We start from the raw sequence: 23,274 nt of genomic DNA on the forward strand, positions 1-23,274 counted from the left end.
CGCCCTATATCCCCTCCCGGACAGGACGACTTCTCTCGCTGGCAGTCTTCAACTGGCCGCAGGCCGCCAGAATATCACGTCCACGCGGCGTACGGATTGGCGAGGCGAAACCGGCATCCATGACGATCTGGGCAAATTTCGCCTGCTGCTCGCGGGTTGAAGGCTTATAGTCGCTGCCGGGCCAGATGTTGAACGGGATCAGGTTCACCTTGGCCGGAATACCGCGGATCAGGCGCACCAGTTCACGGGCGTCGGCCTCGCTGTCATTGATCCCGCGCAGCATGATGTATTCGAACGTGATGCGTCGTGCATTGCTCGCCGCCGGATAGCGACGGCAGGCAGCGATCACTTCCTCGATAGGATATTTCCGGTTGAGCGGCACGATCTGGTCACGCAGGTCATTGCGGACGGCATGCAACGACACTGCGAGATTGATTCCGAGTTCATCGCCGCAGCGATCCATCAGCGGCACGACACCGGACGTTGACAGCGTGATGCGACGCCGCGACAGGCCGATCCCCTCCCCGTCCATGATGATCCGCATGGCCTTGGCCACATTCTCGTAATTGTAGAGCGGCTCCCCCATGCCCATCAGAACAATGGTGGAAAGCAGGCGCGGCGTATCGCCTTTCGGGCTGGGCCATTCATTATAGGAATCGCGCGCGGCCATGAACTGGCCGACGATTTCCGCAGCGCCGAGATTACGCACCAGCTTCTGTGTGCCGGTATGGCAGAAGGTGCAGGACAGGGTGCAGCCCACCTGCGAGGAGATGCAGACCGCACCACGATCCTCACGCCGATCCGGGATATAGACCGTCTCGGCTTCCTGCCCGTCGCGAAAGCGGAACAGGAACTTGCGCGTCTCGTCCTGAGAGGTCTGTACGACCGCCGGATCGGGGCGTCCGACGATGAACCGCTCCGCCAGCTTCTGCTGAAGCGGTTTGGCGATGCTGCTCATCTTCGTGAAATCGGTTGCGCCCTGATGGTAGATCCAGTGCCAGAGCTGCTTGGTGCGGAACGGTTTTTCGCCGATAGCGACCAGTTCCTCGGTCAGTTCCTCACGCGACAGCCCGACAAGATCACGGCGACCATCGGCAAGCTGGATCGGCGGCGGTGAGAACAGCGCCGACTTCGCGAGAATCCGCTCCCGGTCGGCGGCGTCAAGCGCGAAGTCCGTGTCGCTCATGGTCTTGTATCTTCCAGTTCAGCCAGAAATGATCGTAAAGGCGCGCTCCTTACCACGGGCGGCCGGGAAAATGGAGAGAAATCGGCAATCGCCACACCATGCGGGCATTGCCTCCTGAGCCAGCACGCCATTACACAGCCCCACTCTCCCTGTTCAGATGGAGGCCGGTGTGGCTCTGCGTCCGATTGTGACTTTCCCCGACCAGAGGCTTCGTCTCGTCGCTGAGCCCGTGACCTGTTTCAACGAGGCCCTGCAGTCTCTGGCCACGGATCTTCTCGACACCATGCGGGCCGCTCCGGGGATAGGGATCACCGCTCCGCATATCGGCGTTGCACAGCGTGTCGTGGTGCTGGAACTCCCCGATGCATCCGGACCGCGAACCTATATCAATCCCGAGATTATCGAGACGTCCGGAGAAACACTCCGTCTGGAAGAGGGGAGCATTTCAATGCCGGGCGTCACCGGCCCGATTGAAAGGGCCGCCCGTATCCGTGTGCGTTTTCAGGATATCGTGGGAACCGAGCATATCGAGGATGCCGAAGGGCTGCGCGCCGTCTGTCACCAGCACGAGATCGACCAGTTGAACGGCCTGTTCTGGACCCAGCGACTGTCGCCTCTCAGGCGCGGAAAAGTCGTGGCCCGGTTTGAGAAACTTCGCCGGAGTTAAACGGACAGGCTTTGGAGGCGTTATGGCCGTTACACGCCCCACTCTCTTGAAGATCTTATCTGCGATCTGAGGGCGGAAGTAATAACGCGTACCGCTTCAAGTTCGTCTTCTATTCCGGCTTGTCTGACCATCGGTTGCTGTAAAACCCGGTTGAGGTCGCTTGCCCGAAACAGATACCATCACGAGAAATCTCTTTGGGGTTGCTTAAATCGACTCTCCAAAATTATAAAAACTCTTCAAAATTCTGCATTTCGGTAGAGGTTTATGAAATTTTATATTTTAACTGGAGCGATCCTCCATGTTCGATGGGACAAAGCAGCCCCTTGTGGGCTGATGCCACTCTATGCGCCAACAACGAGCATGTACTTTTCTCCTGTCGAACAGGGAATAAAATAGCATCTCTTTGCGAAAACAACGCTTCAATTCATTACAGATTCGGCCGACCAGGTCACACTGAGATGTCTTATCCCGACAACACAGAAAAAACCTCTGACGCCTTCAATGCGGATACGATGATGTTTTCTGGCGGTGGCGGAGCCTACGTGACATTCAACAAAAACGGCTTTCAATATACTGTATTCAGTGCGATCGGACGATGGGGTAAGCATGGCGCGCCCGCTGAAGTAAACGGCGTTGCTGTCCAGAAGGGAGAGCAGGAGATCGCAAATCTGGCCTGCCACGGACCTGTCATATCAAACCTCGGTGCTGACGCCTTTCAACAGGACGGTCTTCAACCCGGTCATCCGTCCCATGATTTCTATATCCCAGAAGCATTCTTCCTGCGATAGGAGAGCTATATATTCATCATATTATTCCAAAAATATACTTCCGATATCGAATAGCATCCTGCATGGTATTATGCCTCATGCTCCATTACAGTATCTTGCGCCACTGAACCTCGGCATGGCGCATGACGATATCAATACATCTCTGAGAGTAGCTGCATTTCTGGCGCAAATTGCTGTTGAAAGTTTCGAATTGCGTCATACGCATGAAGGCTGGACGAAACGATAGAGTTTTCATCTTTCCGGCTCTACCAACCCTGCACACACAGACTTATCAGAACATGATTATTTTGATTGCAGGTATGGAAATAAGGCCCGATATCGAAAAATCTTCTTCAACAATATAGCCTGAACCAGCACCTCCTCCTTCAAGCCTCCACGGAGCGAACCATGAGCAAATCCTTCCCATCCGAGTCTTTCATGGACGTCTCCGTCGCCGATGCCGGCCACGAACTGGAGCGCCTCCTCCATATCATGGCGCAACTGCGTGACCCGGAGACCGGATGCGCGTGGGACGTGCAGCAGACACCGGCAACCGTGGCGCCTTACGCAATAGAGGAAGCCTACGAGGTTGCGGACGCCATTGAACGGGAAGCATGGGACGAGACGGCGGATGAACTCGGCGATCTCCTGTTACAGGTGGTGTTCCAGTCCCGGATTGCCGAGGAGAAGGCGCGTTTCGATTTCGCCGAAGTAGCGCGCCGTATCGCCGACAAGATGGTGCGCCGTCATCCTCATGTGTTTGGCGAGGCGCAGGACAGCCGCGACGACAAGGCTACTCTGACCGCGCAATGGGAGCAGAACAAGGCGCAGGAGAGGCAGAAGCGTTCGGAGCATGGCGCTCTGGCGGGCATTCCTCTGGCGCTTCCTGCCCTGCTCCGCGCCAGCAAGCTGGCCTCCCGCGCGGCGCGTGTCGGGTTCGACTGGCCAGATGTCGGCGGGGTCGTCGCCAAGGTGCATGAGGAACTGGCCGAGGTCGAGGCGGAAATCGCGTCCGGTGACAGGACGGCTCTTCAGGATGAAGTGGGCGATCTGCTCTTTTCCGTCGCCAGTCTGGCCCGCAGGCTCGGTCTTGATCCGGAGGCCTGCCTACGTCAGGCCAACGGAAAGTTCACGCGGCGTTTCGAATCTGTGGAGAGCCTGCTGGCCCGGCAAGGTCTGACACCGGCGGAGTGCGATGTGGAAAAGCTCGACTCTGTCTGGAGCGAGGTGAAAAAGCAGGAAAAATCCTGACACATCATCAGGATTTTCTGGCGACGAAAATCCGTAGGGCCTCCGCCACTCTGGCCACCGGCTTCCGCCAGGCAATATCCGGTCTGTCCGCCGTTTCCTGCGCAAACAGCCGCACCTGTGGATACCAGAGATGACGGCCCTGCCGGTCCCAGTTACCCTCTGCCCAGCGCCAGTCGCCGCCAGACCGGTTCAGGAGCCACAGCGGCACACCCATCGCCCCGGCAAGATGGGCCACAGCAGTATCGACGGAAATCACCAGATCAAGGCTACTGACAGCGGCGGCGGTCACAGCCATGTCGCCGTGTTCCGGCAGGCGTTCAAAACCTGAAGGCGCGGTCCCTCGGTTCAGGGAAACCCACTGCACGCCATCAGTTTTCAGAATCGGTTCCAACAGGTCCAATGCAATCGAGCGTCGTCGATCGAAGCGGTAGCCCGGATTACCCGACCAGCACAGTCCGATGCGTGGCGGTTGTCTGTCCTGAGAAACCCGAGGCTGCGCGGCACAAAGATACGGCACTGTTTCCGGAGGCCGTCCTTCATCCAGAAGATGGGGCAGGCTCAGGAGGGATGCTTTCGCTACGACGGTTTTGTCGCTGGCCGACGTGACGAGCTTCAACCTGCCCCTCTCCTGAACATGCTGCCAGACGGGAAGCGTCAAGGACTGTTCGACCAGTCCCATCAGACCGTCCGGCACTAGCAGATGAACAGGCGCACGCTCAACCGCCATTGGCACAAAACGCAGGAACTGAATGTAATCACCCAGCCCCTGCTCGCCGCACAACAGAATCGGCTTTTCTGACGGACCACCATCCCAGTCAGGAAGATCAGGACGGGGAAGCGGCTGAAGCAGAAGACGTCGCGCCTCAAAATCCCACCAGCCTTCCACGAAACGGCCTTCCGCCAGTTCCACCGTGGCCAGATTGAAACGAGCTCTTGCCGCGTCCACCGTCCCCGCCGCGTTCCGCATGATCTGCCGGAACAGGTCCGCCGCTTCCTCACGACGTCCCAGATCATTCAGTAATGTCCCCTGATTGAGCAGGATACGGAGATCACCCGGTTTCAGCGCAATGGCTTTGGAAAAATCCTTTTCTGCTTCGGCAAGATGACCGAACGCCATGTGCACAAGCCCGAGATTGGTCAGTGTTTCGGCTGTAGGAGAACCAAGGGCGGATGCTTTTTCCAGTGCGATGCAGGCATCGTCCAGACGACCGAGTTCAAACAGTATGGCTCCGTGATTGGCCCAGACCGCAGGGTCAGTGGGATGGAGAGAGCAGAGTTCCGCGAACAGTATCTCGGCTGCGACATGATCGCCCGCAGCACCAAGGACTGTCGCTTCGTGCTGTCGCGTGATGACGTCATCAGTGGCCGCCAGCCGTGTGGCGCGTCGCGCCATGGCAAGCGCCTCGGCAGGATGACCATGGCGCGTCAGAAACTGTGACAGGACCAGCGGATATCCCGCCTCCAGAGGCCGCTGATCCAGCGCCATGCGGAGCGCGGCTTCCGCGTCGACAAGCAGGCCAGCCGCTTCACAAGCTTCTGACAGAGCCAGTTGGGCGGAAGGGTTGCTCGGGTCGGTCAGCACAGCGACCCGGAGAGCGCCCAGAGCAGCCTCGACATGACCAAGCCTGAGAAGCGCCAGTCCAAGTGTGACGTGAAATTCGGCGCGAGGATCGGTTCTGACCGCCAGCCCCGCATAGCCGACTGCCTGATCAAACCGGCCCTGTGTAAAGGCCGCTTTCGCCAGACCGTGCAGCAGAAGCGGATCGCCGGGATTCCGGGCCAGTCGGGCCTTCAGTTCATCGTAGGAAGCCGGGTCATGATCCTTCAACTGAGCCTCCACGAAACAGACGATTCCGCGTGTAGCAGATTTATCCATTCAGGAGGACTGTTCGCTGATCGGTGTCACACCTCGCAAGTCTCAGTTGATCTTGTTTTGGAATGAACAAACAGAATAAACGCGGAGTCACTGCGTCAGGGCTGCGCTCAACCCCAGTCTGGACTCCCGGTCCTGTTAAGAGATGAATGTGTGCGCCAACACCGGGCCAGCCACGAAGAGCAGACTGATCCCGCGAGTGAATAAAGGGATCACTTTGTTACTGCTTTAATTTTTCATGAAAACGCTGGGGCGAACGACGGGGATTGAACCCGCGACAACCGGTACCACAAACCGGCGCTCTACCAACTGAGCTACGTCCGCCACAGCGGGCCTGCTAATAGAGAATTGCGGGACATCCCGTCAATAGTAAATTTGCCGTTTTCTATCCCCGACCGATACGATCCCGCAGACGTGTCAGAGCCTGCTCCAGAATGATGGGTTTCTTGCAGAACGCAAACCGGACCAGATGAGAGGGAGCGCCGGGCAGACTGGCGTCATAGAATGCTGAGACAGGAATGACTGCCACACCAGCTTCAACCGTCATACGCCGACTCCATTCCAGATCGGTCTCCGATCCGGTCATCAATTCACCGACCCCACGAATATCCGCGGTCAGGAAGTAGGTTCCGTCACAGGGAAGCACGGAAAAGCCCATCTCCCTGAGACCGGATGCAAGGATGTCCCGCCGAACCTGCATGTCTGACGCCAGAGACTCAAAGTAGGCGGTGTCCTGATCCAGCCCGACGGCGACGGCACGTTGCAGATTGGGCGCTGTGGAAAAGGCGAGATTCTGGTGAGCTTTGGCAATGACGGCCGCCAGCGCCACAGGCGCGGTAATGTACCCCACCTTCCAGCCCGTCATTGAAAAGCTTTTCCCCGCGCTGCCGATCCGGATGCAGCGGTCACGCATTCCCGGCAGGGTCATCAGCGGAATATGACGCGCCCCGAAAGTCAGATGCTCGTAAACCTCATCGCACAACGCATAGACATCATGCCGTTCGACCAGTCCGGCGATGAACTGCAACTCATCCTCGGAAAAGACTTTTCCCACCGGATTCATCGGCGAATTCAGAATGATCGCCTTGGTGTTGGGGCCGAAGGCGGCTGCCAGTTCATCGCGGGGCAGGGACCATGCGGGGGGCGTCAGGCGCACCAGCTTCGGGACCGCACCCAGCAACCGGATCATGGGGAGATAGGTGTCATAGGCGGGCTCAATGACCACCACTTCATCACCGGGATTCAACAGGGCCGCGAGGGACGAGGCCAGCCCCTCCGTTGCGCCGGACGTCACGATCACCTCACGGGCCGGGTCGATCTGCAAGCCATAGAAACGGGCATTCGATCGTGCGACGGCTTCACGCAGTTCCGGCAGTCCTGTCAGAGGCGCATACTGGTTGCGGCCATCCAGAAGCGCCTGAGCCGCCACCTCTGTCAGATGGGCAGGGCCTTCCGTGTCAGGGAACCCCTGCCCCAGATTGATCGCGCCATGCTCTGAGGCCAATGCCGACATGACCGTAAAGATGGTCGTCGGCAACTGCGTCAACTGATGATTCAATGGCTTCACGATGCCCCCGGGCCTGACTGATGGAAAAGAGGGAGTGATCCCTGATCCCTGCTCCCTGCGACATCCGCCGCATCCCCCTGAGATGCGAGGAGACTGGAAATAAGCCCTGCGTTCGGGTCTTCGTCAACAATCCACGCCAGCCGGTCCGACGACGGGATTATTTCGCTGTCAACCCGATTGCCCGCAAGCCAAACCCGTGCAACTGTTCTGCCTGAACCGCAGTTCAATCGCTGCCGTTCGCATGCTAGAAATTTGGCCGTAACAGAGATTGGTGTGACGACAGGGACATGAAGAAGATCGAGGCCATCATCAAGCCATTCAAACTTGACGAGGTGAAGGACGCCCTTCACGAACTCGGTCTTCAAGGTATTACCGTGATCGAAGCGAAGGGTTTCGGACGCCAGAAAGGGCATACGGAACTCTATCGCGGCGCGGAATATATCGTTGATTTTCTTCCCAAGATGAAGATCGAAGTCGTCTGCCCCGATGATCTGGCGGAGCGGGCGGTAGAGGCGATCTCCAATGCGGCGCGAACCGGACGAATCGGCGATGGCAAGATTTTCATCATCCCTGTTGATGACGCCATCCGCATTCGCACCGGCGAACGGGGTGGAGACGCCATCTGAGCGGACAATCCTCAGGCGGGACGACTTTTCCGTCTTGCTAGGACGTCCGGCATAGGACACAAAAGTTTCGGTGCGGTATCGATCCGACCCTTCGCAGAATGGAACGACGAACCGCAAATCTGAAGGCCGCGATGGCGGCGCTAACAGGCAGATAGAGGCACTAATGGCGAAAAAAGAAACCGGTTCGACCAAGACGTCGTCGGAAGCAGTAGCCCGGGTTTTCGAGCTCATTAACGAAAACTCCGTCGAACTGGTCGACTTGCGCTTCACTGATCCGCGCGGAACGTGGCACCACACCACGCAGTACATCACGACGATCGAAGAAGACACCTTCACGGAAGGTTTCATGTTCGACGGTTCCTCCATCGGTGGCTGGAAAGCCATCAATGAGAGCGACATGGTGCTGCTGCCCGACCCGACGACAGCCGTCATGGACCCGTTCTCCGCAAAGCCGCAGCTGATCCTGATCTGCGATATCGTTGATCCGGCGACCGGCCAGCTTTACAACCGTGACCCGCGCTCCACCGCCAAGCGCGCCGAACAGTATCTCCAGTCCACCGGCCTCGGTGACACGGCTTTCTTCGGCCCGGAAGCAGAGTTCTTCATCTTCGACAACGTCCAGTTCGGCACGGGTCCGAACTACGGCAAGTATCAGCTCGACAGCATCGAAGGCCCCGGCGCATCCCTGAAGGAATATCCCGAGGGCAATCTGGGTCACCGTCCGGGTGTGAAGGGTGGTTACTTCCCCTGCGCTCCTGTCGACAGCGAGAACGATCTCCGCGCTGAAATGCTGACGACGATGGGCGAGATGGGCCTGCCGATCGAAAAGCATCACCACGAAGTCGCGCAGTCCCAGCACGAGCTTGGCACCAAGTTCGACACGCTGGTCCGCTCGGCCGACTTCATGCAGATCTACAAATACTGTATCCACAACGTCGCCGTCTCCTACGGCAAGACGGCAACCTTCATGCCGAAGCCGATCTACGGCGACAACGGCTCGGGCATGCACGTTCACCAGTCGATCTGGAAAGCCGGCAAGCCGACCTTCGCTGGCAACGGCTATGCCGACCTGTCCGACACGGCGCTCTACTACATTGGCGGCATCATCAAGCACGCCAAGGCGCTGAACGCGTTCACCAACCCGTCCACCAACTCCTACAAGCGTCTGATCCCGGGCTTCGAAGCTCCGGTTCTGCTGGCTTACTCCGCCCGCAACCGTTCCGCTTCCTGCCGTATCCCGTATGCGACAAGCCCGAAGGCAAAGCGCGTCGAGGTTCGCTTCCCGGATCCGACCGCCAACCCGTATCTGGCGTTCTCCGCCATGCTGATGGCTGGTCTGGACGGCATCAAGAACAAGATCCACCCGGGCGACGCCATGGACAAGGATCTGTACGATCTGCCTCCGGAAGAGCTGAAGCAGATTCCGACGGTTGCCGGTTCGCTGCGTGAAGCCCTCCAGTCTCTGGAAGCGGATTACGACTTCCTGCTGGCAGGCGGCGTCTTCACGAAAGACCAGATTGACAGCTACATCGAGCTGAAGTGGAAAGACGTGTATCGCTTCGAGCACACACCTCACCCGGTTGAGTTCGAGATGTACTACTCCGTCTGATCCTTTCGGACAGAGTTGGACTTTCAAGGAACGCGGCCTTAACAGGCCGCGTTTTTTGTTGGGCGATGTTTCCAGATCAGAGTGTATTCATCCACTCCAATCTGACGACACACCGAACGGGATTTTCAGTATAGACTCAGGCCTTTGCCGTGAGATCAGCGCTGGGATTTACGGTCGTGCTTGTGAGAAATACCCGCCAGACCTCATGACGACATCATTACAGGACGTCACTTTTCATCTAACGCATTCGCCTGATACTGTCGGGCGACGGCCCTCTGCTTCATCTGTCAACGATGAGGCGCGCATAAAGCAAAGCAGACCCGCTGACTGGCAGAAAGTCAGAGCCACTCTCCAAAAATCACAGGAATTTTGACGAGGCAACGCCATGCTTCCACAGAGAGTTTTTACAAATGCTCTGTGGAAGTGCTGTCTGAAACGACGCTACGGCCTCTTGCGGGCCTCAGTTCCGCTCAGAGCCCGTCGCATATCCGCTGCCACGCGGATCGACCCAGCCGAAGCAGTGACTGCTGCCGCCTGGCAGACCATTACGACATGAAATCGCATTGGCGCGACCATTAGCCGTAGCAGCCCTGATATCCCCCGTCAGCGCTCCGGATAGCGCAGCCCCGGCAGCGTCAGCGGCGTCTGCCTGCCCCGAAGCTGTAGCGGCCGCGAGAAACTCACCATCCCGATGAGCAATGCCGGCGGGCAGGATCGGACGGGGACGATGGGCCGCAGAAGCCCCCAGCACGATGCCGGTGGAGCCCGCGACGCGGCCTGTGCCAAACAGGTTGTTCATCGAAACAGCACAGGCGACAGCCTCACCTTTCCTGTCCACAACCGCAAAGGATGTCGAGGCAGGAAGATTCGGCAGGCTGCTTCCACCCGGCATCCTGCCGGAATCAAGCAATGCCTGAGCATGCGCGCTCAGAGCCGCCACGGAAGCACGCCCCTCCGTCGTGCGCCAGCCCGCGACAGCCCGCGCTCCCGCGTCACCCGCAGCCTGACCGCTTTCGGAAGCTTTCCAGGCAGCGGCCATACCATAGCCTCCGTCTGCGGGAGGCGGCACGAAGGATACCGTCACATTACCGACGGAGGCGGTCAGAGGCATCGTCTCAATGGGAACCGCGCCTCGCAGCCCGACCATGGTCAGACCAGCGCCGGTTGTTTCATTCGACGCCACCAGAACCTGAGCCAGAGCGCCGGTATAAAGATCACCGGAACCAGCGGACCTGATCCGCTCAAGCGTGCCGGTCAGATAGCGCTGACTGAAGATGTCGCCAGCCTTCAGCACAGTTCCGTCAGAGCGTCCGAAGATTTTTCGAGCCCCCTCGTCAGCCAGAAGGGGCGCCTGCACGGTGGCGAGATCAGCAGCCAACTGAGAACCCACCTCGATCCCGCTTCGCGCCAGCGTGATGGCCGGCTGCGTCGTCTCGGCAAAATCCACACTCCCGTAACGCAACTGCATCAGGAACAGGCCGCGCGCCAGCATGGGGATCGAAGCCGGACGATCGGCACGGCTGCTTCTGGCCCCCGAAACCGGGTCAGCCGGAGCATCGCCTGTCGGCATGAACAGAAAAGCCCGTCCAGCGCCACGATCCTCGGGACGCCACGCCACACAGGCGCCGCCAGAGCCGAGCGAAGCCCGCGACGGCAGGGTCACCGACAGGGCCAGTCCCAGCGCGGCAGCGGCATCCGCCGCGTTACCGCCTCTCTGCAGAACCGTCATCGCGGCGAGGGCGGCGTGCGGCTCGTCAGCGACGACACTCCCCACATACCCCGTCAACATCTTGGTGCCGGAGCCATACAGGGAAAGAACCGGGTGTTCGTCTGGCGTGCTCTGGGACGGTGTTCCGAACATCCATGAACAGCCGGACATCATGCCACTCATGGCCAGAAGAAGGCCGACACGCCGGACAACCGCCACTTTCCGGCCAGCGCCTTTCAGGACAGGCGTCTCGCCGCACGAAACAGAACGAAAGCTTACGGGACGTTCACGCACGCGAGAGACACTCCATCTTTGCAGTTGGCCGGTTTGACCGCTGGACTGTCCGGCACCTTAAACGGAGACGGACATGGCCCTGTGACTTGGTTAGCTTTCTTCCCGCAATGCGGCAACGGGGCAACACGCGGTTTTCCCAACTCCGGGACACGCCGCCATCCGGAAACAGGGCGTGTGGCTCACTTCGATACGAAAGAAGCCGTCACACCGTGCTCACGGTTATAGGCAACCTGCGTGTGATTGAGCTGGAACCCGACCTCGAAGCGGTACTCATTCTCTATTGTCGTGGGCTTGATCGGAAGGTCGACGGTTACAAGGCGTGTATCGACAGCAACGGCGTCCTGTCCGGCCGGGAAAGTGACCTTCTGCTCGAAAATATGCTTCCCGACGATCTTGTCATTATGCACCACGGCCACGAACCACGGCAGGGTAACCGTGTCGCCGGGAGCGGCCGGGCCTCTGCGCACCACCATATGCACACCGACGCGGGTTCTCAGATCCTTGCGTCCCTGCGCCATGCAGTCACCGCCGAGGCTGCTGAGACTCGCATGCGTCACCAGATGGTCGAATGACGGCCCCTTGGCGGAGTAGTTATAATAATCCGCCACTTCCGAAGGGATATGCATCTGCGGGCAACTCGGAGCAAAGACGTTGTCATCAGTCTCCGCACAGCCAGTCAGCGCCAGCGGCAGCATCAGCGCGGCAAATCCGGAGAGACCCCACTTCATGAACCATGCGCGACTCGATAGATGATCATGCGCCGCGCGCGAACGGGAAAAATGCAGAAACACAAGCGGAGACCGGGCCATGCGACAATCCAGACTGACAAGTTACACGACCTGACGCCGCACGCCCTCCTCACATGGAGGCGTCATGCAGCGGGCACAGATCACGGCGCGAGTATCGACCAGAAATGCGTCCACGAAAACCGGGCTGGCCTCGAATCCCACACAAAAAAATAAACAATCACACACCATATGGGGCAACTGGCGGGTTTTGTGTCATAAGGGAACAGCAGCTCTTTATCACGATACGGCTTGCGCGATCCGTCTGTCTTGCGTAGGGCGAGGCAAAACCTATCCTGTGGCCAGCCGGTGCTTCTGCCGGCCGCCCCGTAATGTCGCCTGCCGAATGTTTGGGGAACACCATGCCCGACCAGTCCACCCTCTCCCTGAAACCTGTCGAAACGCAGGACCAGACACGCGCCCTTAAAGTGCTTCTGGCCGGTCCCCGCGGGTTCTGCGCCGGTGTCGACCGCGCCATTCGCGTAGTGGAAGAAGCCATCCGGGCTTACGGCGCTCCGGTCTATGTCCGCCATGAAATCGTCCATAACCGGACCGTGGTTGAAGAGCTGGAGGAAAAAGGCGCGATCTTCGTCGAGGAACTCGACGAAGTGCCTGCGGACGGTCACGTGGTCTTCTCGGCGCATGGCGTGCCCAAGACGGTTCCGGCTGAAGCCGAACGTCGCAACCTGCTCTATCTTGATGCGACCTGCCCGCTGGTGTCGAAGGTACATCGCGAAGCCGAACGTCACTACGCCAATGGCGGTCCGGACAGCCGTCACATCCTGATGATCGGCCACGCGGGACACCCCGAGGTCATCGGCACGATGGGTCAGCTCCCCCCCGGCGCGGTAACGCTCATCAATGACGCGGAAGAAGCCCGGACGGTGCAGCCCGCGGACCCGACCCGCCTCGCCTTCATCACGCAGACCACGCTCTCGGTCGATGATACGGCTGAAATCGTGGACATCCTGCGCGACAGGTTCCCCCTCATCGAGGGACCGAAGCGCGAAGACATCTGCTACGCCACGACCAACCGTCAGGAAGCGGTGAAGGCCATCGCGCCCGAGTGCGATCTGGTCATCGTCATTGGCTCGCCCAACTCTTCCAACTCACAGCGTCTGCGTGAAGTGGCCGAGCGGTCCGGCACCAAGCGCGCCCTGCTCGTCCCCAAGCTGGCGGCGCTCGACTGGTCCGTGCTGGAAGGCGTGAAGACGCTCGGCATCACGGCCGGTGCTTCCGCGCCGGAAGCCCTCGTGCAGGAAATGGTCAACGAGCTTGCCAAGCGCTACACGCTCCAGATCGACGAGCGCACCGTGAAGGAAGAAAACGTCACCTTCCGCCTTCCCGCGCCGCTCGGCTGATTCTGAAGAGACTCATGGCCGTCTATACAGAAATCACCGACGAGGAGCTTTCCGCCTTTCTCGTCGGCTACGACATCGGGCATCTGACTGCCTTTCGCGGCATTGCGGAGGGTGTTGAAAACAGCAACTTCCTTCTGCGTACCGAAAAAGACGGTCAGGAATCCGACTACATCCTTACGCTTTACGAAAAGCGCGTGAATCCGGATGACCTGCCGTGGTTCCTCGGCTTCATGCGTCATCTGGCGACCGAGGGCGTCTCCTGTCCCCTGCCCGTCTGCGGACGGGATGGTGAAGCGCTCCGCACGCTTGCGGGTCGCCCCGCCGCGATCACGACGTTCCTCTCCGGTGTCTGGCCGCGCCATATTCACAACGAACACTGTCAGCCGCTTGGCGAAGCGCTCGCGCGGCTGCATGTCGCAGGTGGCAGCTATCTGCCCGTCCGCGCCAACAGCCTCGGCCCTGACGCATGGCGACCGCTTCTGCAGGATGCCGCGCAGTCAGACCGCCAGACCGACGAGACGAAGCGCCTTATCGCGGAGCTTGACCTCGCTCTGGATCGCATCCTCCCGGATTGGCCCGACGCTGACAGGCAGGCCGACCTGCCGCGTGGACAGATTCACGCCGACCTGTTTCCCGACAACGTGTTCTTTCTGGACCACAAGGTTTCCGGCCTGATCGACTTCTACTTCGCCTGCACGGATTTCCTCGCCTACGATGTCGCCATCTGCCTGAACGCATGGTGCTTCAGCGAGGACGGCGCATTCAACGCGACGTTCGCCCGGCAGATGATCGCCGGTTATGAAACGGTCCGGCCTCTTACTTCCGCCGAACGGGAAGCCCTTCCGGTGCTCTGCGCGGGCGCCGCCATGCGGTTCGCCCTGACCCGTCTGTATGACTGGATCAACACCCCGCCAGACGCGATGGTTACACGCAAGAACCCGATGGATTATGTCCACCGTCTCCGGTTTCATCTCGCTGCGGACAACAGCGGGGCTTACGGTGTCTGACACACAGGACACGCCTGAAACCGCTCAGGATGACGATGCTGTCGTCATGATCTGGACAGATGGCGGTTGTCGCCCCAATCCCGGCCCCGGCGGCTGGGGCGTGCTGCTGCGTTACAAGGGACATGAACGCGAACTGTCGGGCGGCGAGCCGGAGACCACCAATAACCGCATGGAACTGACTGCCGCCGCCGAGGCGCTGGAAGCCATGAAACGACCGTGCAGGATCGCTCTGCACACTGACAGCGAATATGTCAGAAACGGCATCACGCGCTGGCATACGGGCTGGGTGCGCCGCAACTGGCGCAATGCCGCGGGTGATCCGGTCAAGAACATGGATCTGTGGCGACGCCTGCTTGATGCCGCAAAGCCTCATGATGTCTCATGGCACTGGGTCAAGGGACACTCCGGCGTGCCGGAAAATGAACGTGTGGATCAACTGGCGACGGAAGCACGCGTCGCGATTGAAAAAGCCTAACCAGTTCTACAGGCCGTGCCCGGAAGCGCGGTCAGCAAACTTGCCGTAAGCTGCCCGAAGTGACAGTCTGGCCTTTTGGTTTTTCTGGTGAGTTTTCCAATGTCAATCCGCTTCCATACCCCGTCTGCCCTCGTCCTTCTCGCTGGCCTATCTCTGGTTAGCCTGTCTCTGGCGCCTGTCGCGATGGCGGCAGAGACACCTGAGGCCCCCTGTGAAACCGATCTCTGCCGCTCCGTGCGTCAGTCATGGTCCTCGGTCAAACACGACACCACCGATGCCGCCCAGTGGACAAAAAAGGAAACCGTGAAGGGCTGGGACGCCACAAAGAACGGCGCGACAAAAGCTGCTAAATGGACAGGCAAGACAAGTAAAAAAGGCTGGAACGCCACCAAGAACGGCACTGAAAAAGCCGCTCACGACACGGCGAACTGGACGAAAAAGACCGCGCACGACATCGCACAGTAATCGCCTGAAGCTCCTGCAAGCTGATAAGAGTCTTCTGAAAAGACGCCGATCGAAAGACAGCCTATTTTCGATCGGCGTCTCCAGTTCTGTTAATTGATGATCTTCATCTGGATTGAAGCTGAGCGTTCCACGACATTGATGGCGACCTCGTCACCCGCGCGCACAATCCTGACAGTGAGCCATTCCCCTCCGACGGCAAGATTGAAAAGCTGGAGGGAGTGAATTGCCTCGGGCAGAACCGGCCGGACGAATTCGACTGCGACATTATCGGGGTCGTAGCGTAGGCCCATGACGGCCTGCACGAGTGCTGGAAGCGTGGCTGCCGCCCATGCCTGAGGCGAGCAGGCCACAGGATAACGAACCGGCCCTTCCGCCTGACTACGTGTGAATCCGCAGAAAAGCTCAGGCAAACGGCGAAGGTCGGTGTGAAGCGCCGCATCGCTCAGGCCGGAGAAGATAAGCGCTGCTTCCTTTCTCAGACCATGTTTGACAAATCCCATGGCAATCAGGGCGTTGTCATGCGGCCATACGGAACCATTGTGATAGGCCATCGGGTTGTAGCGGGCTTCTCCCTCGGGGATGGTCCTGATTCCCCAGCCCGAAAATGATTTCCGGTTCATCAGGTTATGCACGACCTTATCCAGCCGCTCACCCGGCACCATGTCGGTCAGCAACACATGCCCCGCGTTTGAAGACCGCACGACGCACTGTTTCTTTTTTCCATCCAGAGCGATGACATATGTGCCGATCTCATCGTTCCAGAATTTCAGGTTGAACGAGACTCTCAGGGCATCGGCTTTCGCGTCCTGATGGGCCGCATAGGCGGTCTGTCCAAGCCTGCGTCCGATAACAGCCGCCGCACGCCGCGCCGCGTACACATAGGCCTGCACTTCACACAGCGCGATCGGCCCTTCGGCCAGAGAACCGTCGGCGTGGAAAATGCTGTCGTGGCTGTCTTTCCATCCCTGATTGGCCAGTCCGTCCTTGTTTTTACGGCCATATTCCACAAAGCCATCTCCATCGCGGTCACCAAACCGCTCTATCCAGTCAATGGCCCGCGTAATATGCGGCCAGAGATGGCTGAGCGTTCCGACATCGCCCGTGCGATCGAGATAGGCTCCCGCGAGCATGACAAACAACGGCGTGGAATCAATCGAACCATAGTAGCGCCTGAAAGGCACTTCCCTGAGTTCAGCCATTTCGCCCAGCCGCACCTCATGCAGGATTTTACCCGGTTCCGCATCGGCCAGCGGGTCTTCATGATCCGCCTGATTGACGGCGAGATACTGAAGAACACCCTTCGCGATCAGAGGATCGAGCCATAGGGTCTGTAATGCCGTGATCAGGGCATCCCGCCCGAAAACCGTGCTGTACCAAGGGATGCCAGCATAAGGATAAGGCCCGGTCTTCTTTTCCGTCAGCAGCATGTAGATGTCGCAGATGGACCGCCGGATCGCCTCATTGAAAGCTTCGTTCGAGGTGGCGATGGCGGACGCACGGGACGACGCTGTCCTCAGAGCCCGTCGCGCCGCGACAGCAGCCGACAGGAAAGTCCGTGCCGGGGGCTGGGCGCTTTGCTCTCTCTCTGCGGGGTCACACTGCACCTCCAGATGGATAAGCGCCTTTTCTCCGGGTTTGATCGAAAAGCTGAATGTCGCCCGGTCTGTCGAGAGTGTTTTCGGCTGGGGACAGAACCGCAGCCGTGTCGTCCGCGTGCGGTCATCGAGCCCTTTATAGGAGAGTGTGACCGTGTCGTTGTCTATGACGGGCTCAAGAGTCTCTCCCCGTCTGGCACGCTTCATGCCCCTTGCCTCGAAAAGATCCGCGAAATCGGCAAAGAACCGCATATCACAGACGATTTCATGAGGACTTGTATCAAAATTGCGTATTTCGATCCGTTCGTAACACGCTCCGTTCCACAGAAAGCGCGACCGCAGCACATGCAGAAGGTCGTGCTGAAGGCGCGCCCCATCACGCAGTGAGAGGTTTTCGTTCGTCAAATTGACTGACATCATAATGTTGTTTTCACGAACAACAGAAGAAAGCAGAATGGGCCTCTGATCTTCCAGACGGAATGTCAGACCGGACAGATAGCGCGTGTCACGATAATACAATCCGTCCGCGATATCCTGCCCCCATAGGATATCACCGGTCTGATCAAAAACGCCGAAAAGATCACCATTTTTCAGGCAGTGCAGCCGACGGCTCGACAGGATCGCACTGGCCATCGAGCTCAGATCATCGGAAAGGAGCGCTGTGTCCAACGGCTCGTCGACAGACGTATCAGTATGATCGGCAGGACCAGTAGGCTGGGCATCCATGAAAACATACTCCATTCTGTGTCTGGCAGGACAGCAGCAAAGGAAAAATGTATCAGCTCTCGCAGAAGGGCCGCTTTTCCGCCTTCTGATGCCTAACGCAGCATGTACGGGATGGTCGCCTCAAAGGAAGAAAAACTTCCTTACGAATGAGTTATCTTCGTTGTGGCCTCTCAGAACCTGGGCGGCACGACCATGGCCTGTCGCACCATGTGCACGGGGTTCGCACGGTAGGCGGCCAGTGAACGTCCTCCCGCCTCTCCGCCAAGGAAAGGCGGACGGCTGACCGGAGCCGCATACCCTCCTGCCGGACCAGCAGAAACAGGCATAGCGGCCGCGTTTCCACCGCCGCCGCCCATTGACGCCATGGTCGCCGCGGCACCCCGGCTGGTCACATAAGGTGTGGTCGGCTGTGTAGAAGGAGCCAGCGGCGCCGTATGATGCGGTATCATCATGGCTGATGATGTCGGATGCACTGGCCACATGCCTGTGCCTGTGCCTGTGCCTGTGCCTGTGCCTGACGGCATCGCCCAGGATTCCAGCACTTTCCACTGATAGGCGGAGCCGATATTGGGCGTGAAAGAGTGATAGGCCGCAGCCGCTCTGGGCCAGCTTCCCGTGCGGCCAAACAAATCAACCAGAAAACGTGCCGCAAACAGGGCGTTTGTGGACGGATCGAACGCCGCTTCCAGTGACGGGAAAGCATCGGCGTGCTGCTGGAGATTGACCTGCATGCAACCCACATCAATCGAGCGGATGCCCTGCGCCTGAAAAGCGCGAACCGCGTCTATCGCCTGCCGCTTGTTGTCATAGACATAGCCCTTGCCCTGTGCGTTGACAGTCCACGGCCATGGAACAAGCTCGCCATTGACATGCCGGCCACTCTCGACACGCCCCATCGCGACGAGGAACTGATCGGGAATCCGGGTGCTCCGCTCCGCCATCAAGATCGCATTTGTGCACAGACGCGCATCGCCTGGCTCAATATTGCCTGTCGGTTGAGGCTGAAATTGAGCCCCCATCATCATGGGCGCCCTGTCCGGCGTGGTCACGCCAGGTGGAGGCGGTTCACCGGTGGAAGCCGCAAAAGGCGACGGTGATCGCGCTGCCGACCAGAATGGCTGGGCGTTGTTCCCTCCTGACGCGAGAGGCGGATGCGCAGCCCATGACATGGCCGGAAGCTGGGACTCTGCCCATGCCCCCGAAACCGGACCTGACACGCATCCGATCACAAGAAAAAGAAAACGCCGCATTCGAACAGAATGCGGCGTTTTTCCTAATCAACCGTTAGCAGCGTCTCAAGCGACGTTCAGAGCCTTCTGTAGGCGGGCGTCGATCGCATCGAGGAACGGCTGCGTATCGAGCCATTTTGCACCTTTTCCGACCAGCAGAGCCAGATCCTTGGTCATCTCACCCGCTTCAACCGCCTCGACGCAAACGCGTTCAAGGGTCTCGGCGAACTTCACCACTTCCGGCGTTTCGTCGAAACGACCGCGATAGGCGAGACCGCGCGTCCATGCGTAGATCGACGCAATCGGATTCGTGCTTGTCGGACGACCCTTCTGGTGCTCGCGATAGTGACGCGTCACGGTGCCGTGTGCGGCTTCCGACTCAACGATGGTGCCCGTCGGATCAAGCAGAACGGATGTCATCAGGCCGAGGCTGCCGAAGCCCTGCGCCACGATGTCGCTTTCGACATCGCCGTCATAGTTCTTGCAGGCCCACACATAGCCACCTTCCCACTTCAGGGCGGAAGCCACCATGTCGTCGATCAGACGGTGTTCGTAGGTGATGCCCAGCTTTTCGAAATCGGCCTTGAATTCCTTGTCGTAAATCTCCTGGAACACGTCCTTGAACATGCCGTCATAGGCCTTGAGGATCGTGTTCTTGGTCGAGAGGTAGACAGGGAACTTGCGGTCACGGCCATAGCTCAGGGACGCGCGGGCGAAACCTTCGATCGACGCACGGGTATTATGCATGCCCAGCGCAACGCCCGGTCCCTTGAAGTCGTGCACTTCAAGCTCAAGCGGCTCGCCGCCATCGGCAGGTACATAGTTCAACGTCACCTTGCCGGGGCCGGGAATCTTCGTCTCGGCGGCGCGGTAGATATCACCGTAAGCATGACGCCCGATCACGATCGGCTTGCTCCAGTGCGGCACGAGGCGCGGCACGTTCGAGCAGATGATCGGTTCACGGAAGATGGTGCCGTCGAGGATGTTGCGGATCGTGCCGTTCGGCGAGCGCCACATCTTCTTGAGACCAAACTCTTCGACGCGCGCCTCGTCAGGCGTGATGGTCGCACATTTTACGCCGACACGGTGCTTCTTGATGGCCTCGGCGGCTTCGACCGTGACCTTGTCATCCGTCTTGTCGCGGTTCTCGATCCCGAGGTCATAATATTTCAGGTCAATGTCGAGATAGGGCAGGATCAGGCGCTCCTTGATGAAGTGCCAGATGATGCGTGTCATCTCGTCGCCATCGAGTTCTACGACCGGATTCTTGACCTTTATTTTCGCCATAGGACGTCTATTTCCTTTGATATCGTCACGCTTCAAGCCGTATTGACGGCGCTGAACAGGTTTTCGGCCTAACACGCTCATTGATGACGCCCAACGGGCGAACAGGGCTTTTTCACTCACATTTGCGATAGGCGTCATACATGTGACGCATGAACTGGGTTTTCCGGTTTCACTCTCGCGTGAGGAACCCGTCGGACAGGATGGAGGCTGCCCCAATAGCGATTGATCAGAAAAACGCCCGCGTGTTGCCACTGGCAACAGCCTGCTGCACGCACATGTAACGTCCGTTCGGGGTCGCGCCGTACCAGAAGCTTCCGGGCATGTGATACACATGCGTCTGCTGGTTCACCCACACTTTAACGCATGACTGCGAGTCAGTGGCCTGTTCGACACTACGGGAAACAGGGTGGGAAACAGGGCGCTGGCTTGAGATGTGCTGAATAGCGCTGTGCGGCCGGTCAGAGCGTGTGGTCTGGCTGTCGGCGGAAGCTGCACCTGTCACACAGGTCATGATGCACAGAGAGACGAGACAGCGCTTCATAATATCTTTCCAGCTTTGATTCATGATTGAATAAATCATGTAAAACCGAAAATGATCTGGCCAGTCACGCCCGCGTTAGATTGAATGATAAATTTGTGTTCTCACATTCTGATGACTACAGAAATTTCCAACAGTCACAAACAGAAGGAAAACGAAAAACATTTTCCGTCTTTTTGATGGCAAGGCTTACGCCGTTCCTGCGTCTGTTCTCGCAGTTGGCCATGACTGTCAGCACAAACTGTTTTTTCAGGACAGGTTGGAACTGGAACAACAAGCAGCTCGCTTTGTAAAAATCATGCGTCGTCATCCGTTGAGAATGACGACGCCAGAATGTTCAGACACGCATACGTAAGTTACGGCAACACCACCCTTACGCCTTTACCCGTTTGAAATGCCCGAATGTCGCGGTATCGCGGGTACCTTCAGGCCGTTTCAGTTCGCCCCGTTCGACCTTCCCGACCAGATAGCGATAGGTCTGAAGCGCCTGTGCCCACATGTGATCGCCGATCATCATCGTTTCATAGGACGCGCCTTCCTTGTCGAATGCGGCAAGCGGCTTGATCTCGGTATGATAATCACATGCATAGAAGAGCGGAAAGGAGTAGCGCTCCTCGCTGACTTTACGAACCCGATGTGCCGTTGCAACGAACTCGCCAGCCGTCATCACTTCCAGCATGTCACCGATATTGACGACAAAAGCGCCCGGAATGGGTGGCGCGTCGATCCAGTCGCCATTGCCGTTCATGACTTCCAAACCCGGCGCATCGGCAAGAAGGATGGTGAAGCACTCGTAGTCCGTATGCGCGCCGATACCGGGGACGTCGTGGGCCTCGCCATCATAGGGATAATGGATCATGCGCAGCTTGGACGGTGGGAAATTGGCCTTGTCGTCGAACGCATCTTCCGGCAGGCCAAGCGCCAGCGCGAAACCACGGAACAGGGTCCGGCCAAGATCGAAGACTGCACGGTAATAGGCCTCTGCCCGTTCCCGGAAATGCGGGACGGTCGGCCAGTTATTCGGACCAAGCAGCGGTGTGCCCGCCTTGACCAGCGGATTGTCCGCCGGAACTTCATAACCGATGTCGAAGGCTTCCTTGTGGTCGGGACGGTCGCCGCCATACATCTCCTCACCTTCCGGGACAAAGCCCTTATGTGTGGCGGATGTGCCGATATAGTATTTCATCTTCTCGTCGAAAGACTCGGAGAAAAAATCCTTTGCAGCGGACCGGACACCGGCGATCAGATCCCCGCTGACCTTATGGCCCTCGATATAGAGAAACCCAACCTTGCGGGCGGCATCGCCCAGTTCTCTGGCGACCGCCTCACGATCCGCCAGAGAGTCGGAATACAGTCCAGCGATATTGACGCACGGAATGGATGTGAATGTTTCTGTGGCTGTCATGATTTATCAGTCTCAGCTTGTCCAGAGGGCGAACCGACGCTGCTGTTCAGCGGCGATCCAGCGATTGAGATCCCAGAGATCCGCCACGGGGGCGTTGGTGAAGGGCAGCGTGTGAAGATAGCCATCCGGCCCGAATTCCGGCGTCATGGTGGTAACGGTGTAACCGCGTCGTTTCTGTGCTTCCCAGACAGACTGCCAGAACTTCTGATGGAACGAGAGCGCGGCGGCATATTCAGGAGCACCGGGATGCGTAGCCTGCGGTCCCTGATCGTAGCCGACACGGGCCTGAAGATGATGCACCCTTTCGATGAAAGGCGTGAAATCATCACAAGGATCGTCAAGAAGACGCTCACATACGACAATCCAGTGGCTGATGTCGGCGGTGAACACAGCATCGGGACACTGACGCAGCACATCAAGAGTCATCCACGGTGAAGACAGGATGCGCGCACGATGCGTTTCAAAAGAACAGGTAAATCCCGCTTCTTTTCCCAGTTCATGAGCCTTGTTGATGAACTCGGCCTGCTGGCTGGCGCACCAGCGGTCATTACCACCCAGCACATTGACGAAGCGTGGCGCCATGACGGCGGCTCTGTCGAGGCATCCCCGAAAATCTTCGAGGTGATCGGCGACTGTTGCGGACTGCCGTGGGATGACACCGCCCCCGGTCAGGGCGATGGCGATGTAAGGGACACCCTCCCCTTGCAGGACAGCCGCCTTCTCCGTGGCTTCATGGGCGGTCTGGGGGATGCGTGCCTCCAGACCGGTGAACCCGGCTTCACGCGTTTCCGGGATAATCGTTCCCCAGTCCCGCGTGTCGCCCCAGAGTGTTCTGAACAGTTCCAGTTTCATG

General features: G+C 58.6%; 20 protein-coding genes and 1 tRNA gene. 9 read left to right on the top strand and 12 right to left on the bottom strand.

Annotated elements, in window-relative coordinates:
• Positions 1 to 4: 4 nt before the first annotated feature.
• Positions 5 to 1,186: a 23S rRNA (adenine(2503)-C(2))-methyltransferase RlmN gene (rlmN, locus tag LKE90_RS09220; protein ID WP_291493187.1), complete on the bottom strand. Its 1,182-nt coding sequence runs from the start codon at positions 1,184 to 1,186 to the stop codon at positions 5 to 7.
• Positions 1,187 to 1,355: 169 nt separating this feature from the next.
• On the opposite strand from rlmN, the gene LKE90_RS09225 reads away from it, so the two are divergent.
• From LKE90_RS09225 to mazG, 3 genes are all read left to right on the top strand, one after another.
• A complete protein-coding gene (locus LKE90_RS09225; RefSeq protein ID WP_291493186.1) occupies positions 1,356 to 1,853 on the top strand; it encodes a peptide deformylase in 498 nt (165 codons plus the stop codon).
• Positions 1,854 to 2,311: 458 nt separating this feature from the next.
• Entirely contained in the window at positions 2,312 to 2,641 is a 330-nt protein-coding gene (locus LKE90_RS09230) for a hypothetical protein (RefSeq protein ID WP_291501438.1), read from the top strand.
• A gap of 387 nt (positions 2,642 to 3,028) precedes the next feature.
• On the top strand, positions 3,029 to 3,871 hold the full coding sequence (gene mazG, locus LKE90_RS09235; RefSeq protein ID WP_291493182.1) for a nucleoside triphosphate pyrophosphohydrolase: 843 nt from the start codon (positions 3,029 to 3,031) through the stop codon (positions 3,869 to 3,871).
• 7 nt (positions 3,872 to 3,878) lie between these two features.
• Here mazG and LKE90_RS09240 read toward each other — a convergent pair whose 3' ends face one another.
• The 3 genes from LKE90_RS09240 to LKE90_RS09250 all read right to left on the bottom strand — a co-directional run bounded on the left by LKE90_RS09240 (position 3,879) and on the right by LKE90_RS09250 (position 7,311).
• Complete coding sequence (locus tag LKE90_RS09240) at positions 3,879 to 5,747, bottom strand: tetratricopeptide repeat protein (protein WP_291493181.1); 1,869 nt, start codon at positions 5,745 to 5,747, stop codon at positions 3,879 to 3,881.
• A 245-nt stretch (positions 5,748 to 5,992) separates the two neighbouring features.
• Positions 5,993 to 6,068 (bottom strand) — tRNA-His (locus tag LKE90_RS09245).
• Positions 6,069 to 6,129: 61 nt separating this feature from the next.
• Positions 6,130 to 7,311: an aminotransferase gene (locus LKE90_RS09250; RefSeq protein WP_291493179.1), complete on the bottom strand. Its 1,182-nt coding sequence runs from the start codon at positions 7,309 to 7,311 to the stop codon at positions 6,130 to 6,132.
• A gap of 287 nt (positions 7,312 to 7,598) precedes the next feature.
• Between LKE90_RS09250 and LKE90_RS09255 the strand changes: the two genes are divergently transcribed.
• Complete coding sequence (locus LKE90_RS09255) at positions 7,599 to 7,937, top strand: P-II family nitrogen regulator (RefSeq protein WP_291493177.1); 339 nt, start codon at positions 7,599 to 7,601, stop codon at positions 7,935 to 7,937.
• 163 nt (positions 7,938 to 8,100) lie between these two features.
• Positions 8,101 to 9,546, top strand: a complete 1,446-nt coding sequence (gene glnA / locus LKE90_RS09260) for a type I glutamate--ammonia ligase (RefSeq protein WP_291493176.1) — start codon at positions 8,101 to 8,103, stop codon at positions 9,544 to 9,546.
• Positions 9,547 to 10,006: 460 nt separating this feature from the next.
• Here the strand turns inward: glnA and LKE90_RS09265 are convergent, their stop codons facing one another.
• Both LKE90_RS09265 and LKE90_RS09270 read right to left on the bottom strand, forming a co-directional pair.
• Positions 10,007 to 11,548 (bottom strand): gamma-glutamyltransferase, encoded by a 1,542-nt coding sequence (locus tag LKE90_RS09265; protein ID WP_291493175.1) that lies wholly within the window; start codon positions 11,546 to 11,548, stop codon positions 10,007 to 10,009.
• Between the two features lie 179 nt (positions 11,549 to 11,727).
• On the bottom strand, positions 11,728 to 12,357 hold the full coding sequence (locus tag LKE90_RS09270) for a hypothetical protein (protein WP_291493174.1): 630 nt from the start codon (positions 12,355 to 12,357) through the stop codon (positions 11,728 to 11,730).
• A 338-nt stretch (positions 12,358 to 12,695) separates the two neighbouring features.
• On the opposite strand from LKE90_RS09270, the gene ispH reads away from it, so the two are divergent.
• The 4 genes from ispH to LKE90_RS09290 all read left to right on the top strand — a co-directional run bounded on the left by ispH (position 12,696) and on the right by LKE90_RS09290 (position 15,641).
• A complete protein-coding gene (gene ispH / locus LKE90_RS09275) occupies positions 12,696 to 13,694 on the top strand; it encodes a 4-hydroxy-3-methylbut-2-enyl diphosphate reductase (RefSeq protein WP_291493172.1) in 999 nt (332 codons plus the stop codon).
• Between the two features lie 14 nt (positions 13,695 to 13,708).
• The gene (locus LKE90_RS09280; RefSeq protein ID WP_291493171.1) at positions 13,709 to 14,701 is read left to right on the top strand and encodes a homoserine kinase; all 993 of its coding nucleotides are present in this window, start codon (positions 13,709 to 13,711) and stop codon (positions 14,699 to 14,701) included.
• A gap of 46 nt (positions 14,702 to 14,747) precedes the next feature.
• Positions 14,748 to 15,176, top strand: coding sequence for a ribonuclease HI (rnhA, locus tag LKE90_RS09285; protein WP_291493319.1), 429 nt, complete (start codon positions 14,748 to 14,750; stop codon positions 15,174 to 15,176).
• 99 nt (positions 15,177 to 15,275) lie between these two features.
• Positions 15,276 to 15,641: a hypothetical protein gene (locus tag LKE90_RS09290; protein ID WP_291493170.1), complete on the top strand. Its 366-nt coding sequence runs from the start codon at positions 15,276 to 15,278 to the stop codon at positions 15,639 to 15,641.
• Positions 15,642 to 15,730: 89 nt separating this feature from the next.
• On the opposite strand, the gene LKE90_RS09295 is transcribed toward LKE90_RS09290, so the two are convergent.
• The 6 genes from LKE90_RS09295 to LKE90_RS09320 form a co-directional block, all read right to left on the bottom strand.
• Positions 15,731 to 17,962 (bottom strand): amylo-alpha-1,6-glucosidase, encoded by a 2,232-nt coding sequence (locus LKE90_RS09295; protein WP_291493169.1) that lies wholly within the window; start codon positions 17,960 to 17,962, stop codon positions 15,731 to 15,733.
• Positions 17,963 to 18,132: 170 nt separating this feature from the next.
• Positions 18,133 to 19,212, bottom strand: a complete 1,080-nt coding sequence (locus tag LKE90_RS09300; RefSeq protein WP_291493168.1) for a transglycosylase SLT domain-containing protein — start codon at positions 19,210 to 19,212, stop codon at positions 18,133 to 18,135.
• Between the two features lie 45 nt (positions 19,213 to 19,257).
• The gene (locus LKE90_RS09305; RefSeq protein ID WP_291493167.1) at positions 19,258 to 20,478 is read right to left on the bottom strand and encodes an NADP-dependent isocitrate dehydrogenase; all 1,221 of its coding nucleotides are present in this window, start codon (positions 20,476 to 20,478) and stop codon (positions 19,258 to 19,260) included.
• Between the two features lie 226 nt (positions 20,479 to 20,704).
• Positions 20,705 to 21,019 carry a hypothetical protein gene (locus LKE90_RS09310; protein WP_291493166.1) on the bottom strand — a complete coding sequence of 105 codons (315 nt, stop codon included), beginning with the start codon at positions 21,017 to 21,019 and terminating at the stop codon, positions 20,705 to 20,707.
• Between the two features lie 370 nt (positions 21,020 to 21,389).
• Positions 21,390 to 22,421, bottom strand: a complete 1,032-nt coding sequence (locus LKE90_RS09315; protein ID WP_291493164.1) for an isopenicillin N synthase family dioxygenase — start codon at positions 22,419 to 22,421, stop codon at positions 21,390 to 21,392.
• A 12-nt stretch (positions 22,422 to 22,433) separates the two neighbouring features.
• The gene (locus LKE90_RS09320; protein WP_291493162.1) at positions 22,434 to 23,273 is read right to left on the bottom strand and encodes a sugar phosphate isomerase/epimerase family protein; all 840 of its coding nucleotides are present in this window, start codon (positions 23,271 to 23,273) and stop codon (positions 22,434 to 22,436) included.
• Between the last annotated feature and the right edge of the window lies 1 nt (position 23,274).

Origin of the sequence: Acetobacter sp. (assembly GCF_022483985.1) — a bacterium.
Taxonomy (GTDB): Bacteria; Pseudomonadota; Alphaproteobacteria; order Acetobacterales; family Acetobacteraceae; genus Acetobacter.